We start from the raw sequence: 13,517 nt of genomic DNA on the forward strand, positions 1-13,517 counted from the left end.
CGTGGTGACCGCGACTACTCCCCGGGGAGTACCAGGCCCACCGAGGCGGCCAGCCCGGCGGCCGCGTGCGCGAAGAAGGCGTCCCGCTCCTCGACGACGCGGTGGAACTGGCCGAACAGCTCGAACGAGATCAGCCCGAAGAGCTGCGCCCACGCGGCGACCAGCGCGGGGCCGACCGCCGGCGGCAGGCCGGGCGCGAAGTCGGCGGCCATCCGGTCGGCCTCCGCGCGCAACTCGGGGGCGAGCCGGGGAACGGCGATGCCCCGGGCCTGGTGCGCGTCGCGCACGATCCCGATGAGCACCAGCCCCACGCGCGAGGCGGGGCCGACGGTGGCCTGGGGCGCGGTGTAGCCGGGGACGGGCGAGCCGTAGATCAACGCGTACTCGTGCGGGTGGGCCAGCGCCCAGGCCCGCACGGCCCGGCAGACGGCGACCCACCGCCCGGCGGGCGCGTCGGCGGGCCCGGCCTGCGCGAGCGCCCGCTCGGCGGCCTCGCCCACGGCGTCGTAGGCGTCCACGATCAGCGCGGTGAGCAGGTCGTCGCGGCTCGGGAAGTAGCGGTAGAGGGCGGAGGAGACCATGCCGAGCTCGCGGGCGACGGCGCGCAGCGACAGCTTCGAGGCGCCTTCGGCGGCGAGCTGTCTCCTCGCCTCGTCCTTGATGGCCGCAGTGATTTCGGTACGCGCGCGGGCTCGGGCGCCCTGGACGGTGCTCATGGAGGCCATTCTGCCATCACCGAGAGCGGCGCCCCGGAATGAGAGCACTGATCCGACCAGTGAGCCCCGAACAATTTCGAGAGCACTGCTCTTGCTTTGGAGCACCGATTCCGTGCAGACTGCTCTCAAGCGAGAGCAGTGCTCTCGAAGTCACAGCAGGGAGTCCCCGATGTCGTCGCAGCCGTACTACCTCCCGGGCAGCCGCTTCACCGTCAAGATGAACGGCGTCATCGGCTGGCTCGCCCGCCACGGCCTCAGCCTGGCCGGCACCGCCGAGATGTCGGTGCGCGGCCGCAAGAGCGGCCAGATGCAGCGCGTGCCGGTCAATCCGCACACGTACGAGGGCGCGCAGTACCTCGTCTCGGCCCGCGGGCACTCCCAGTGGGTGCGCAACATGCGGGCGGCGGGCGGCGGTGAGCTGCGCGTCGGCCGGAAGGTCCGCGCCTTCACCGCCGTGGAGGTCCCGGACAGCGAGAAGACCGCCATCCTGCGCGCCTACCTGGAGCGCTGGGGGTGGGAGGTCAACCAGTACTTCAATGGCGTCACCGCGAAGTCGAGCGACGACGAACTGCTCGCCGCCGCGCCCGACCACCCGGTCTTCCGCATAACCGTCGACGCCTGAGCCGGGCCCGGCCTCCCGGGCCCGGCTCAGCCCTAGGAGCGGCGGTCCACCATGTCCAGGACGCGCCGCGCCATCGGGTGCGAGCGCACCATGCCCGCCAGGGTCGTCGTGCCACGGGTGATGTCCGCGAAGGCCTTCCAGGCCGGGCGGAAGCCGGTGATCGCGGCGTGCAGCATCGTCGGGCGCTTCTCGAACAGCGCCAGCATCCGGCGGCCCACGCCCATCTCGACGCCGAGGCCCGCCTTGATGGCGAAGGCGTAGTTCAGCGCCTGGCGGCGGGCGTCCACGGCGTCCTGGGACTCCGAGATCCGCACCGCCCACTCGCCCGCGAGCCGCCCCGAGCGCAGCGCGAACGAGATGCCCTCCCGGGTCCACGGCTCCAGCAGCCCCGCCGCGTCCCCGCACACCAGGACCCGGCCGCGCGACAGCGGCGAGTCGTCGCTGCGGCACCTGGTCAGATGCCCCGACGAGATCGCGGGCTCGAACCCGGCGAGGCCGAGCCGGGCGATGAAGTCCTCCAGGTACCGCTTGGTCCCGGCGCCCTCGCCACGCGCCGAGATCACCCCGACCGTGAGCGTGTCGCCCTTGGGGAAGACCCAGCCGTAACTCCCGGGCATCGGCCCCCAGTCGATGAGCACCCGGCCCGCCCAGTCCTCGGCCACCGTCGCGGGCACCGGGATCTCCGCCTCCAGGCCGAGGTCCACCTGGTCGAGCTTGACGCCGACATGCGCTCCTATCCGGCTCGCGCTGCCGTCGGCGCCGACGACCGCGCGCGCCAGGACGGTCTCGCCGCCGGCCAGGACGACCGCCACCGTACGCCGGTCGGGCACGGCCGAGCCGTGCTGCTCGACGCGCTGGACGGTCACTCCGGTGCGCAGTTCGGCGCCCGCCTTCTGGGCCACCTCGACCAGGCCGGCGTCGAACTCCGGCCGGTCGATCAGGCCGAAGAGCATCTGCCGGGAGCGGCGGGTGCGCGTGAGTTTGCCGTTGAGGGAGAAGGTGACCGCGTGCACCCGCTCCTTCAGGGGCAGTTCGAACCCGGGCGGCAGTGCGTCCCTCGACGGTCCGATGATGCCGCCGCCGCACGTCTTGTAGCGGGGCAGCTCGGCCTTCTCCAGGAGGAGCACCCGCCGGCCCGCGACCGCCGCCGCGTAGGCCGCCGAGGCCCCCGCGGGTCCGGCGCCGACCACGACGACATCCCACACGGACGAGGCCTGCGGCTCGTCGCGCTGCGTCCCGGCATCTGCGTTCTCGCTGCTCACGATGTGCTTCTGCTCCTGATCCGACCCGTGGTCACGCTGACGACGGCATCCTACGGCGCGGTAGGGCCCGCCCACCCTGTGGGAGGATCGGCCCTACCTTCGTCATACATTCACGTGCACTTGCGTACACGTACATCAACGTCGCACCCACGAGGAGCGTGCCCATGACCGCGAATCCGATCGCCGAGACCATCACCTCACTGATGCCCCGTGCGCAGGCGGAGCTCACGGAACTGGTGGCGTTCCATTCGGTGGCGGACGAGGCGGTGGCGCCGAGGAGCGAGTGCGAGGCGGCCGCGGCGTGGGTGGCCGGGGCGCTGCGCGACGAGGGCTTCCGGGACGTGGCCCTCCTCGACACCCCCGACGGCTCCCAGTCGGTCTACGGCTTCCTGCCCGGCCCGGCGGACGCCCCCACCGTGCTGCTGTACGCGCACTACGACGTCCAGCCGATGCTGGACGAGTCCGCGTGGCTGAGCCCGCCGTTCGAGCTGACCGAGCGCGACGGCCGCTGGTACGGGCGCGGGGCCGCCGACTGCAAGGGCGGGTTCATCATGCACCTGCTGGCGCTGCGCGCCCTGAAGGCGAACGGCGGCGTCCCGGTCTCCGTGAAGGTGATCGTCGAGGGCTCCGAGGAGCAGGGCACCGGCGGTCTGGAGCGGTACGCCGAGGCGCACCCCGAGCTGCTGACGGCCGACGCGATCGTCATCGGCGACACCGGCAACTTCCGGGTCGGTCTGCCGACGGTCACCGCGACCCTGCGCGGCATGACGATGATCCGGGTGCGGATCGACACGCTCGAAGGCAACCTGCACTCGGGCCAGTTCGGCGGCGCGGCGCCCGACGCGCTGGCCGCGCTCATCCGCGTACTGGACTCGCTGCGGGACGAGAACGGGCAGACGGCCGTCGAGGGGCTGCCCGCCGAGGCCTCGTGGGACGGGCTGCAGTACCCGGAGGGCGAGTTCCGCAAGGACGCCAGGGTCCTGGACGGCGTGGGGCTGCCCGGCACGGGCACGGTGGCCGACCGTATCTGGGCGCGTCCGGCCGTCACCGTGATCGGGATCGACTGCCACCCGGTGGCGGGCGCGACCCCGTCCATCCCGGCGAGCGCACGGGCGCAGATCAGCCTGCGGGTGCCGCCCGGCCAGGACGCGGCCGAGGCGACCAAGCTGCTGTTCGCCCACATCGAGAAGCACACGCCGTGGAACGCGCGGGTCTCCCTCGAGCAGGTCGGCCAGGGCCAGCCGTTCCGCGCGGACATCACCAGCCCGGCGTACACCTCGATGGCCGAGGCGATGCGGATCGCGTACCCGGGCGAGGAGATGCAGTCCTCCGGCATGGGCGGCTCCATCCCGCTCTGCAACACCCTGGCCGCGCTCTACCCGCAGGCCGAGATCCTGCTGATCGGGCTGAGCGAGCCGGAGGCGCAGATCCACGCGGTGAACGAGAGCGTGTCGCCGCAGGAGCTGGAGCGGCTCTCGGTCGCGGAGGCACACTTCCTCGTCAACTACGCGCGCTCCAAGCAGGCCTGATGAAACGTCACTCCTCTTCGGAGGCGTGAGGGAACCCGTCAAGCTCTGGGCGGAATCGCGCAGAGCGTAGATCCGTGCGGCGGACGCCACCGCCGCCGTACGTTCGCCGCATGGATCTCGTACGGGTCACTCCCGAACTGCACATGTTCCGCTTCCCGATCGGCCAGGCGTATCTGTGGCGCGACGGGGACGAGTTGACGCTGGTCGACGCGGGTGACGTCAACGCCGCCGCGCCCATGGAGAAGGCGATCCGCGGCCTCGGCCTCGACCCGGCCGCCATCCGCCGGATCGTGATCACCCACGGCCACCGCGACCACTACGGCGCGGCCGGGGAGCTGGCCGGGCGGTACGGGGCCGAGGTGGTCGCCCACCGGCTCGACGCGCCGGTGATCCGGGGCGAGCGGCCGGTGCCGGAGCCGGTTCTGCTGGAGTGGGAACTTCCGCTGTACGAGCACGCGTTGACGGTGCCGGAGGCACCCCCGACGCGGGTCGACCGTGAAGTCGAGGACGGTGAGGTGCTCGACTTCGGCGGCGGCGCGGTGGTGGTCCACTCCCCCGGCCACACCGACGGCTCGATCGGCATCCATCTGCCCCGCCACGGCGTGCTCTTCACGGGCGACTGCGTGGCCGGAATCGGCCAGGTGATGCTGGGCGTCTTCAACGTCGACCTCGCCCGCGCGCAGGCATCCTTCCGCCGTCTCGCCGCGCTCGCCCCGTCGGTGGCGTGCTTCGGGCACGGGGACCCGCTGACGCGGGACGCGGCGAAGGTGCTGCGGGAGACGGCGGAACTGGACTGACGGGCGGTGGCCTCAGCCCACCGGCACTCCCGCCTCCAGGTTGAGCACCGTCGACTTCTCCCGGGCCCGCAGCGCCCAGCGCAGCCGTTCGTAACGGGCGGGCGGCAGCAGGCGGGACGCCTCCTCCTCGCCGACGAACCGCCAGTCGCGCAGTTCGGAGCCCGGCAGCAGGACCCGCCCGGCCCCTGCGCTGTCCAGCCGGCCGCCGTCGAAGAGCAGCCGCAGCCCGCCGTAGCCCGGCGGGGCGGGCGGCTCCCAGTCGACGACCAGGAGCCGGGGCACCCGGTCGAGCCGTATCCCTATCTCCTCCTCGACCTCGCGCATGCCCGCCCGGGCGGGCGCCTCGCCGCGCTCCACCACGCCGCCGGGGAACTCCCAGCCCGGCTTGTACGTCGGATCCACCAGCAGCACCCGGTCGCTCTCGTCGAAGAGCAGCACCCCCGCGGCGAGCGTCTCGGCGGTCGGCTCCGGGGTCTGGACGATCTCGCTGACGGGAGCGGCTCCGGTGCGTACGGCCTCGGCGATGCGCTCGGCGGTCTCGCGCGGGGTCAGGGCGCCGTTGTCGACGGCGTGGGCGTCCTCCGCCAGCCAGCCGAGGGCCGCCCGGTAGGGCTCGATGTGCTCGTACGCCCACTGGCGGCAGCGCTCGCTGGCCTCTGGGTCGTCGGGAACTTCGACACGGGCGGCGATCCGGGTGCGCAGGATCGTTTCCTCATGCGTCAGGAGCACATGCCGCACCGCTATGCGGCGGGAGGCGAGGCCCCCGAAGATCTCGTCGCGGTACTCCTGCCGCAGCAGTGTCATGGGCACCACGAGCACCCCGGAGACCTCGGCGAGCAGCGCGGCGGCGCCGTCCACCACGAGCCGCCGCCAGATGGGCAGGTCCTGGTAGTCACCGACTTCGGCGAGCCGCTTCTGCGGCAGCAGGTACCGGAGCGCGCCGCCGATCACCTCGGGGTCGTACAAGGTGCTGTTCGGGATCAGGTCGACCAGTTCGCGCGCGGTGCTGGTCTTGCCCGCGCTGAACGCACCGTTGATCCAGACGATCACGGTTTCCCCCTCTTCCATAGCCCCCAGTGGATTGCCCGCAACAGAGTGCCACGGAAACCCCGGGGCGGAACCGGGCGCCCTGATCTTGTACACAACTGTGGCGACCCTGTTGCACGTTGCGCGAGCCTTTCCGGCCGCGCGACGCGTCCTTGCCCATGAGCACCGGCCACGGGGGGCCGTAACGCATCTGATGGGAACATCGTTGTGCGAGTGCCGGAAGAGAGTGAGGGGGTGCGACGGATGCGTCGTACTGTGCTGGAGCGCTTTCCCGCGGGCGGCCCGCGCGGCAGCTGGCCCGCCGAGGAGTTCGCGCGCGACCGCCGCGACGAGGGCGTGCCGGCGGAGGTCGTGATGGACCTGGAGTCGGACACGTTCCTGGTGGTGGTGCGTCAGTACACACCGGGGGCGGTGCACTGACCCCCGCCCCCGGCCGCGCCGCCTACCGGTAGAAGACCGCGACGCCCCGGTGGTGCGAGCAGGCGCCCTGGTGGTGGGCCGCGTACGAGTACGTACCGTCGTTGCAGAGCGCGGTGGCACCGCCGTGGTCGTCACTGCCGCCGGAGTCGTCCGAGCTGCCGGAGTCATCCGAACCGCCGGACGTGCTGGAACCGCCGGACGACCCGGAGCCATCCGCATCGCCCGAGCCACCGGACGCGTCCGCTCCGTCCGTACTGCCGCTGTCCGGCGTGGTGCTGAGCGACAGCAGCGGGGCCGGATCGGTGGGAGTGGGCGTGGGCGTCGGAGTGGGCGTGGGCGTCGGGCTCTGGCTGGTCGCGACGGCCGTCGGGGTCTGCGACGACTGGCTGGGTACGACCGTCTCCCCCGCCTTGCCGTTCCCGGAGTCGCCGCCTCCGCAGCCGGTGAGGGCGAGCGCGGCGGCCGCGACGAATCCGGCGGCGAGGGTGGAGATGCGTGCGTGTTTCATGTGGCCCCCTGGGCGATGAGACGGCCATCTCACCGCTACCGAGGGTCGCGGGTAACGGTAGTTGCGCATTCGTTACCGCATGGATTCAGCCAGTTGCCCGACACTTGTTCGCTTTACGTGCGGATGCGTGCTCTACCCCTTGCTCGACCCCAGTGTCAGCCCCGCGATGAAGTGCCTCTGGAGCAGCAGGAACACCAGCAGGGTTGGGAGCGCCACGATGACCGAGCCCGCCGCCAGCAGGTTGTAGTCCGTGAAGAACTGGCCGCGCAGATTGTTCAGGGCCGAGGTGACCGGGAGTTTGTCGCCGTCGGACATGAAGACCAGGGCCCACAGGAAGTCGTTGTACATCCAGGTGAACTGGAGCGTGGCCAGGGCTGCCAGGGCAGGGCGGCACAGGGGCAGGGTGATGCGCCAGTACTGGGTCCACACGCCCGCGCCGTCGACGATAGCCGCCTCCAGGATCTCCTGCGGGAGGGTGCGCATGAAATTGGCCAGGACGAAGACGCAGAAGCCGATCTGGAAGCCGATGTGGACGACGATGACGGCCCAGTACGAGTCGAACATCGTCATCGAGTCGGACATCCAGTACGGCAGCGGGATGCGGTTGAACAGCACGTACAGCGGGGTGACGATGACCTGTTGGGGCAGCAGGTTCCCGGCCGTGAACAGCATCAGCAGCAGGATGCCGCCGCGCAGCTTCAGCCGGGAGACCGCGAAGGCCACGAATGACGCGAAGAACAAGGTCACCAGTACGCCGGGCACCGCGATGATCAGCGTGTTGACGAAGTACTTCGTCATGCCGGAGTCGCTGAAGGCCTGTTTGTAGTAGTCGAAGGAGAGGTGCTTGGGGAGCGAGAAGTAGCCGTATTTGGCCGTCTCGTCGTACGGGCGCAGCGACGCGTAGACCGCGAGCAGCAGCGGCGCCAGGAAGGCCAGCGAGACGGCCATCAGGAAGGCGTGCACGCCCAGGCGGCCGGGGCGGGCGCGGCGGCGCCGGGCCAAGGGCGGCGCGGGCGCGGCGGTGACGGGGGCGACGGGTGCGGTGTCCACGGTCATCGGCTCTTCTCCCCTCGGATCTCCTGGACCAGGTACGTCACGACGAACCCGAGGGAGACGGTCAGCAGCACGACGGCGATGGCGGAGCCGAAGCCGATGCGGCTGGCCTCGCCGATGATGTTGTCGGTGACGAGCACGGAGAGCACTTCGAGCCCGTTGCGGCCGTGGTTGACCGCGTACACGATGTCGAAGGCCCGCAGCGACTCGATGACGGTGATCACGCCCACGATCACATTGACCGGGCGCAGGGTCGGCAGCACGACCCTGAAGAACGTCTGGGCCTCGCCCGCGCCGTCGATCGCCGCCGCTTCCTTGAGCGTGGGATCCACGGCCTTCAGCCCGGCCAGGTAGAGGATCATCACGTAACCCGTGTGCCGCCAGGCCGCCGCCAGCAGGATCATCCAGATGTTGAGGTCCGGGTCGCCCAGCCAGTCGGTCGGGTTCTGCTTGTCGCCGATGAGTGCGTTCAGGGCGCCCTGGTCGCGGGAGAAGACCAGTTGGGCGATGAAGCCGACGACGGCGAGCGACAGGACGACCGGCATGTAGAGCGTCGACTGGTAGAAGCGGCTGAAGCGGACGCCCCGGTCGATCAGCACGGCGAGCAGCAGCCCGAACGGTACGGCGACCAGGCCCAGGAAGGCCAGCCACATCAGGTTGTGGCGGACCGCCGGCCAGAAGGGCGGGTAGTTGGTGAAGATGTTGGTGTAGTTCTCCGTACCGACCCATTTGATGTCGCCGATCCCGTCCCAGCTGGTGAAGGAGAGGACGACGGAGGCGAGGGTCGGGCCCCACACGATGGCGAGGTCGAGCAGGACGGGTATGCCCAGCAGCACGCCGAGGACGACGAGGTCGCGGGCGGTGAACCGCCGCGGTCCTCGTCGTCCGGCGCGCCGTGCGGAGGTGAGCGACACGGCTGAGTACTCCAAGTCGGTGCGAGGGTTGGCCAATTGACGCCTGTCAGCTATCAGATGTCAGCCGACAACTGACATCTGTCAGTCCGCGGCGAAGATCGTCTTCCTCTGCCGCTCGATGTCGTTGACCAGCCCGTCCACGTCGTTCGGGTTGCCGATGAACCTCTGCAGTGCCGGGATCATCACCGTGGAGGAGAAGTCCGGCCGGGTGTCGCGGTCCATGAACTGCGAGATCTGCTTGGCGCCGGAGATCAGCTCCACGGACTTCTTCTGCAGCGCGCTGTACTTGGAGGTGTCCGCCCCGCTGTTGACCGCGATGTTGTTGGGGTCACTGGCGAGGTAGATGTCCTCGGCCTTGGGCGTCGCGAGCCACTTCAGGAGGTCCTTGGCGCTCTCCAGGTTCTTCGCGTTCTTCAGGTTCTTGGACTTCTTGGCGAGCAGGAACCCGTCGATGGGCGCCTCGACCGCGTCCTGCCCGTGCTCCGGGTTGATGACCGGGAACGGGAAGAAGTCGATGTCGTCCTGCTCGGACACCGGGAACTGCTGCCCCACGTGCGGCAGTCCGAACACCGCCATGCCCGTCTCCTTCTTCTGCAGGCTCTGCGCGGCCTCCTGCCAGGTGCGGCCGTTGGCGCCCTTCTGGCAGTACGGAAGGATTCTGCGCCAGGTGTCGAAGACCTCCTTGACCCGCTTGTCCGTCCACGCCTCCTTGCCGGCCATCAGATCGCGGTGGAAGTCGTATCCGTTGGTGCGCATGTTGATGTAGTCGAACGTGCCCATCACGGGCCAGCCGTCCTTGTCGCACAGCGCGATCGGTACGAGCTTGTCCTTCTGCATCTGCTTGGCGAGCGCGATGTACTCGTCGAGCGTCCTGGGCGCCTGGTACCCGTGCTGCTGGAAGACGCTTCTGCGGTGGAAGACCGCCCACGGGTAGTAGTAGTACGGCGTGAGGTACTGCTTGCCGTCCTCGCCCGTCGACTGCGCCTTCAGCGCCGGCGAGAAGCCCTGGAAGTTCTGCCACAGGTCGCTGATGTCGTGCAGCAGCCCCTTCTTGGCGAAGAACTGCATACGGTTCCCGGCGAACCACATGAAGACGTCGTCGGGCTTGCCCTGGAGATAGCGGTTGATGTTCTCCTGGAAGGTGTTGTGGTCGACGGTGTTGACCTTGACCGTGCGGCCCTCGGACTGCTGCCCGTACGCCTTGAAGGCGTCCGCGAAGGCCTTCTTCGGCACCGCGTCCGACGAGTTGGAGCCCAGCCGGATCGTCTTCGCGTCGCTCCCGGGCCCGCTGTCGCAGGCGGAGAGGAGCGAGGGGAGGGTGACCGCCCCGGCGCCGAACGCGGCGCTCCGCAGGAGACCGCGCCGGGACATCCGATGTCCCGCCACGCTCCCGGGCACAGCAGGACCTTTGAACGCTGACTGCGACATGTCCCCCTCCTTCGGGGTGTAACCCAACACAACCGAACGCGTGGCTTGGATCACACCCCCAAGTAAGGGGGACGTCAAGGGTTTTGACGCGACTCCGGGTAACCGTTACCAGTTCTATTCCAACAGACTCCAACAAGCTCTACCGCAAACGCGCGTCGCCGGATCAGAGCTAGCAGGGGCGCCGAATCGGTTCATCTGCCGTGGATCCGGAGGAAGGTGATGAGGAGCTACCTTCCCGCACGCACCGCCCGGCGAGGAGTCGTCGGAGCGCTGGCCGCGGCGGCCGCGGCGCCGACCAGACCCGCGTCCGTACCCATCAGGGCCGGGGCGACCTTGAGGCCCTGGACGAAGGAGAGCGTGGCGTAGTCGTGGAGGGCGCGGCGCAGCGGCGCGAACAGGATGTCGCCCGCTCCGGCCACTCCCCCGCCGATCACCGCGATCTCGATCTCCGTCAGGGTCGCGGTCGCCGCGATGCCCGCCGCCAGCGCCTGCGCGGCGCGCTCGAACGAGGCGAGCGCGACCGGGTGCCCGGCGCGGGCGGCGGCGGCCACGGCTGCCGCCGAGCTGTCGCCGTCGGGCCCCGGCGTCCAGCCTCCCTCCAGCGCGCGGCGGGCGATGTTCGGGCCGCTGGCGATCCGCTCCACACAGCCGCGCGCCCCGCACGGACAGGGATCGCCGTCGAGGTCGACGCTGATGTGGCCGATGTGGCCTGCGTTGCCCGTGGGGCCAGGGTGGAGACGGCCTCCGAGGACGAGACCGCCGCCGACGCCGGTGGAGACGACCATGCACAGCGCGTTGTCGTAGCCGCGGGCCGCGCCCAGCCAGTGCTCGGCGGCGGTCATCGCCACACCGTCGCCGACGAGCTCGACGGGGAGCCCGCCCGTCGCCGTCCGCACCCGCGCCACCAGCGGAAACCCGCGCCAGCCGGGGATGTTGACCGGGCTGACCGTCCCGCTGGACGCGTCGACCGGGCCCGCGCTGCCGATGCCGAGCGCCGTGACCCGCCCCCACAGCACGGATCCGGCCAGCTCCGCGAGGACCTCGTCGACGGCGCGGGCCACCGTCTCGCCGTCCTCCTGCGCGGGCGTCGCCCGCTGGGTCCGTGCGAGCAGTCGGCCGCCGGCGTCCACCAGCGCTCCGGCGATCTTGGTGCCGCCGATGTCGAGCGCGGCGACGAGGTCGGTCTGCATCGGTGTCGGATCTCCTGGTGGGCGAGGGTGCCAAGCTGGTCGGATGAACAGTCTCCATTCACCTGACAACGTTGTCCAGGGCCTATGCTCGACGCCACACCGCGATCCACTCGGATCCGCCCCGGACACCCCGCCCACAGCGCCCCGGGCCCGCTGAGCCCCCGACGACGACAGGACACCGCACGTGGCCGAGACCGCCCGCCACCATGAGCCCCGCTACGGCATCCGGCCCACCATGAAGGATGTCGCCGCCCGCGCCGGTGTCGGGCTGAAGACGGTCTCCCGGGTGGTCAACGGCGAGGCCGGTGTCACCCCGGACACCGAGCGCCGCGTCATGGAGGCCATCGACGCCCTGGGGTTCCGCCGCAACGACAGCGCGCGCGTGCTGCGCAAGGGGCGCACCGCCTCCATCGGCCTGGTCCTGGAGGATCTGGCCGACCCGTTCTACGGGCCGCTGAGCCGCGCGATCGAGGAGGTCGCCCGGGCGCACGGGGCGCTGCTGATCAACGGCTCCAGCGCCGAGGACGCCGACCGCGAGCAGGAGCTGGTGCTCGCCTTCTGCGCCCGCCGGGTCGACGGGCTGATCGTGATCCCGGCGGGCGACGACCACCGCTATCTGGAGCCGGAGATAAAGGCCGGGGTCGCGACCGTGTTCGTGGACCGGCCGGCCGGCCGGATCGACGCCGACGCGGTGCTCTCCGACAGCTTCGGCGGGGCGCGCGAGGGCGTCGCGCATCTTGTGGCGCACGGCCACCGCAGGATCGGCTTCATCGGCGACCAGCCGCGCATCCACACCGCCACCGAGCGCCTGCGCGGCTACCGCGCGGCGATGGAGGAGGCGGGGCTGCCGGTGGCGGACGGGTGGGTCGCGCTCGGCTCCACCGAGCCGGAGCGCGTGCGCGCGGCCGCCGAGTCGATGCTGAGCGGCCCCGACCCCGTCACCGCGATCTTCGCGGGCAACAACCGGGTGACCGTGACGGCGGTACGGGCCCTGGCGGGCCGGGAGCACCCGGTCGCCCTCGTCGGCTTCGACGACATCGAGCTCGCCGATCTGCTCGGCATCACCGTCATCTCGCAGGACTCCGCGACGCTCGGCCGCACGGCGGCGGAACGGCTCTTCCGCCGCCTCGACGGCGTGGACGAGGCCCCCGCGCGCGTGGTGGTCCCCACCACCCTCATCGCACGCGGCTCGGGCGAGATCCCGCCCCCGCCCGGCCACTAGTGGCCTGCCCCGATTGTCCGTCGGTACACCTGCCGCGCCTCGGAGACCGGGGTTCCGGACGTCGATGAGGCGCGTTGGCCGTTCGAACCTGAGCCGGAACTACCTAGAAACTTCCGGCGCAGGACACGAGCCGCCGGTCAGCGGACCGCAGCCCCGGCACCGGCGCGTTGTTGGCACCGCCTTGAGGTGGACCACGCTCACGTGGACGTTGGTGTTGCCGCTGTCGTCGTCGGTGCGCGCCCAGTACGTGTTGGTCCACTTCCCGTACGTCTCGCGGCGGCCCAGGTCGACCTGGGCCGTAGAAGTAGTCGGTGCCCGCGTTGAGCACGCCCATCCCGCCGCCGTCGTGCCGGTAGCTCTTCGCGGTGCGCCACACCTGGCAGCCGAACCTGCCCGCGCCGATGGAGTGGCGGGAAGGGACGGGCGCGGAGCCGGTGCCGCCGCCCGCCGTGCCTCCGGCGCCGCCCGGGGTCGCGGTGGCGTGGCCGCCCGTCGGCGCCCTGCCGGGCGCGGCGCCGCCCTTCTCGCCGGATCCCTTGCCGCCTTTGCCGTCCTTGGCGGGGCGGGTCGCGCCGGGTGAGGCGGACGTACGCCCGTCCTTGCCGGTCGGGCCAGGGCTCGCGGCGGTCGCCCCGCCGCCCGTGCCGTCCTGGGCGCCGGACGCCGACGGGCTCGCGCCGCTCGCCGAGCCGACCGCCTGCTGCCGGGTGCCGTCGTCCCCGGTGCCGACCAGGGCGTACGTGACACCGGCGCCCGCGGGGACGACGGCCGCGACGGCCGCCGCGACCATGCCACGGGCTGCTGGGTGT

The 13,517-nt window shown here is 71.1% G+C and carries 14 protein-coding genes; 5 read left to right on the forward strand and 9 right to left on the reverse strand.

What is annotated here, in order from left to right; genetic code table 11:
- Positions 1-14 precede the first annotated feature (14 nt).
- Positions 15-716 carry a TetR/AcrR family transcriptional regulator gene (locus tag ACFWA7_RS04445; protein WP_385535394.1) on the reverse strand — a complete coding sequence of 234 codons (702 nt, stop codon included), beginning with the start codon at positions 714-716 and terminating at the stop codon, positions 15-17.
- A 169-nt stretch (positions 717-885) separates the two neighbouring features.
- On the opposite strand from ACFWA7_RS04445, the gene ACFWA7_RS04450 reads away from it, so the two are divergent.
- Positions 886-1,338, forward strand: a complete 453-nt coding sequence (locus ACFWA7_RS04450) for a nitroreductase family deazaflavin-dependent oxidoreductase (RefSeq protein ID WP_385820833.1) — start codon at positions 886-888, stop codon at positions 1,336-1,338.
- A 32-nt stretch (positions 1,339-1,370) separates the two neighbouring features.
- Here ACFWA7_RS04450 and ACFWA7_RS04455 read toward each other — a convergent pair whose 3' ends face one another.
- Positions 1,371-2,600: a geranylgeranyl reductase family protein gene (locus tag ACFWA7_RS04455; protein WP_385820835.1), complete on the reverse strand. Its 1,230-nt coding sequence runs from the start codon at positions 2,598-2,600 to the stop codon at positions 1,371-1,373.
- 164 nt (positions 2,601-2,764) lie between these two features.
- On the opposite strand from ACFWA7_RS04455, the gene ACFWA7_RS04460 reads away from it, so the two are divergent.
- Together ACFWA7_RS04460 and ACFWA7_RS04465 are read left to right on the forward strand one after the other, a co-directional pair.
- Entirely contained in the window at positions 2,765-4,129 is a 1,365-nt protein-coding gene (locus ACFWA7_RS04460) for a dipeptidase (RefSeq protein WP_385820837.1), read from the forward strand.
- A gap of 110 nt (positions 4,130-4,239) precedes the next feature.
- Positions 4,240-4,926, forward strand: coding sequence for an MBL fold metallo-hydrolase (locus tag ACFWA7_RS04465; protein WP_385820839.1), 687 nt, complete (start codon positions 4,240-4,242; stop codon positions 4,924-4,926).
- A gap of 12 nt (positions 4,927-4,938) precedes the next feature.
- Here the strand turns inward: ACFWA7_RS04465 and ACFWA7_RS04470 are convergent, their stop codons facing one another.
- On the reverse strand, positions 4,939-5,976 hold the full coding sequence (locus ACFWA7_RS04470; protein WP_385821062.1) for an NUDIX domain-containing protein: 1,038 nt from the start codon (positions 5,974-5,976) through the stop codon (positions 4,939-4,941).
- Between the two features lie 240 nt (positions 5,977-6,216).
- Here ACFWA7_RS04470 and ACFWA7_RS04475 point away from each other — a divergent pair, with 240 nt between their 5' ends.
- Positions 6,217-6,393 (forward strand): hypothetical protein, encoded by a 177-nt coding sequence (locus ACFWA7_RS04475; protein ID WP_385535383.1) that lies wholly within the window; start codon positions 6,217-6,219, stop codon positions 6,391-6,393.
- Positions 6,394-6,415: 22 nt separating this feature from the next.
- Here the strand turns inward: ACFWA7_RS04475 and ACFWA7_RS04480 are convergent, their stop codons facing one another.
- From ACFWA7_RS04480 to ACFWA7_RS04500, 5 genes are all read right to left on the reverse strand, one after another.
- Positions 6,416-6,901 (reverse strand): DUF3761 domain-containing protein, encoded by a 486-nt coding sequence (locus ACFWA7_RS04480; RefSeq protein ID WP_385820841.1) that lies wholly within the window; start codon positions 6,899-6,901, stop codon positions 6,416-6,418.
- A gap of 132 nt (positions 6,902-7,033) precedes the next feature.
- Positions 7,034-7,957, reverse strand: coding sequence for a carbohydrate ABC transporter permease (locus ACFWA7_RS04485; protein ID WP_385535379.1), 924 nt, complete (start codon positions 7,955-7,957; stop codon positions 7,034-7,036).
- Entirely contained in the window at positions 7,954-8,868 is a 915-nt protein-coding gene (locus tag ACFWA7_RS04490) for a carbohydrate ABC transporter permease (protein WP_385535377.1), read from the reverse strand. The genes ACFWA7_RS04485 and ACFWA7_RS04490 overlap by 4 nt, the downstream gene beginning before the upstream one ends.
- Before the next feature lie 81 nt (positions 8,869-8,949).
- Positions 8,950-10,239, reverse strand: coding sequence for an extracellular solute-binding protein (locus tag ACFWA7_RS04495; RefSeq protein WP_385821064.1), 1,290 nt, complete (start codon positions 10,237-10,239; stop codon positions 8,950-8,952).
- A gap of 284 nt (positions 10,240-10,523) precedes the next feature.
- A complete protein-coding gene (locus tag ACFWA7_RS04500; protein ID WP_385820843.1) occupies positions 10,524-11,486 on the reverse strand; it encodes an ROK family protein in 963 nt (320 codons plus the stop codon).
- Between the two features lie 184 nt (positions 11,487-11,670).
- On the opposite strand from ACFWA7_RS04500, the gene ACFWA7_RS04505 reads away from it, so the two are divergent.
- Positions 11,671-12,708: a LacI family DNA-binding transcriptional regulator gene (locus tag ACFWA7_RS04505; protein WP_385820845.1), complete on the forward strand. Its 1,038-nt coding sequence runs from the start codon at positions 11,671-11,673 to the stop codon at positions 12,706-12,708.
- A 103-nt stretch (positions 12,709-12,811) separates the two neighbouring features.
- Here the strand turns inward: ACFWA7_RS04505 and ACFWA7_RS04510 are convergent, their stop codons facing one another.
- Entirely contained in the window at positions 12,812-13,498 is a 687-nt protein-coding gene (locus ACFWA7_RS04510) for a hypothetical protein (RefSeq protein WP_385820847.1), read from the reverse strand.
- Positions 13,499-13,517 lie beyond the last annotated feature (19 nt).

The organism is Streptomyces sp. NPDC059994 (assembly GCF_042737755.1).
Classification (GTDB): domain Bacteria; phylum Actinomycetota; class Actinomycetes; order Streptomycetales; family Streptomycetaceae; genus Streptomyces.

Excerpts from the sequence above, each read along its gene's own strand:
- ACFWA7_RS04445 (WP_385535394.1), bottom strand. The coding sequence starts at position 716 with ATGAGCACCGTCCAGGGCGCCCGAGCCCGCGCGCGTACCGAAATCACT.
- ACFWA7_RS04450 (WP_385820833.1), top strand. The coding sequence starts at position 886 with ATGTCGTCGCAGCCGTACTACCTCCCGGGCAGCCGCTTCACCGTCAAG.
- ACFWA7_RS04460 (WP_385820837.1), top strand. The coding sequence starts at position 2,765 with ATGACCGCGAATCCGATCGCCGAGACCATCACCTCACTGATGCCCCGT.
- ACFWA7_RS04465 (WP_385820839.1), top strand. The coding sequence starts at position 4,240 with ATGGATCTCGTACGGGTCACTCCCGAACTGCACATGTTCCGCTTCCCG.
- ACFWA7_RS04475 (WP_385535383.1), top strand. The coding sequence starts at position 6,217 with ATGCGTCGTACTGTGCTGGAGCGCTTTCCCGCGGGCGGCCCGCGCGGC.
- ACFWA7_RS04480 (WP_385820841.1), bottom strand. The coding sequence starts at position 6,901 with ATGAAACACGCACGCATCTCCACCCTCGCCGCCGGATTCGTCGCGGCC.
- ACFWA7_RS04485 (WP_385535379.1), bottom strand. The coding sequence starts at position 7,957 with ATGACCGTGGACACCGCACCCGTCGCCCCCGTCACCGCCGCGCCCGCG.
- ACFWA7_RS04495 (WP_385821064.1), bottom strand. The coding sequence starts at position 10,239 with ATGTCCCGGCGCGGTCTCCTGCGGAGCGCCGCGTTCGGCGCCGGGGCG.
- ACFWA7_RS04500 (WP_385820843.1), bottom strand. The coding sequence starts at position 11,486 with ATGCAGACCGACCTCGTCGCCGCGCTCGACATCGGCGGCACCAAGATC.
- ACFWA7_RS04510 (WP_385820847.1), bottom strand. The coding sequence starts at position 13,498 with ATGGTCGCGGCGGCCGTCGCGGCCGTCGTCCCCGCGGGCGCCGGTGTC.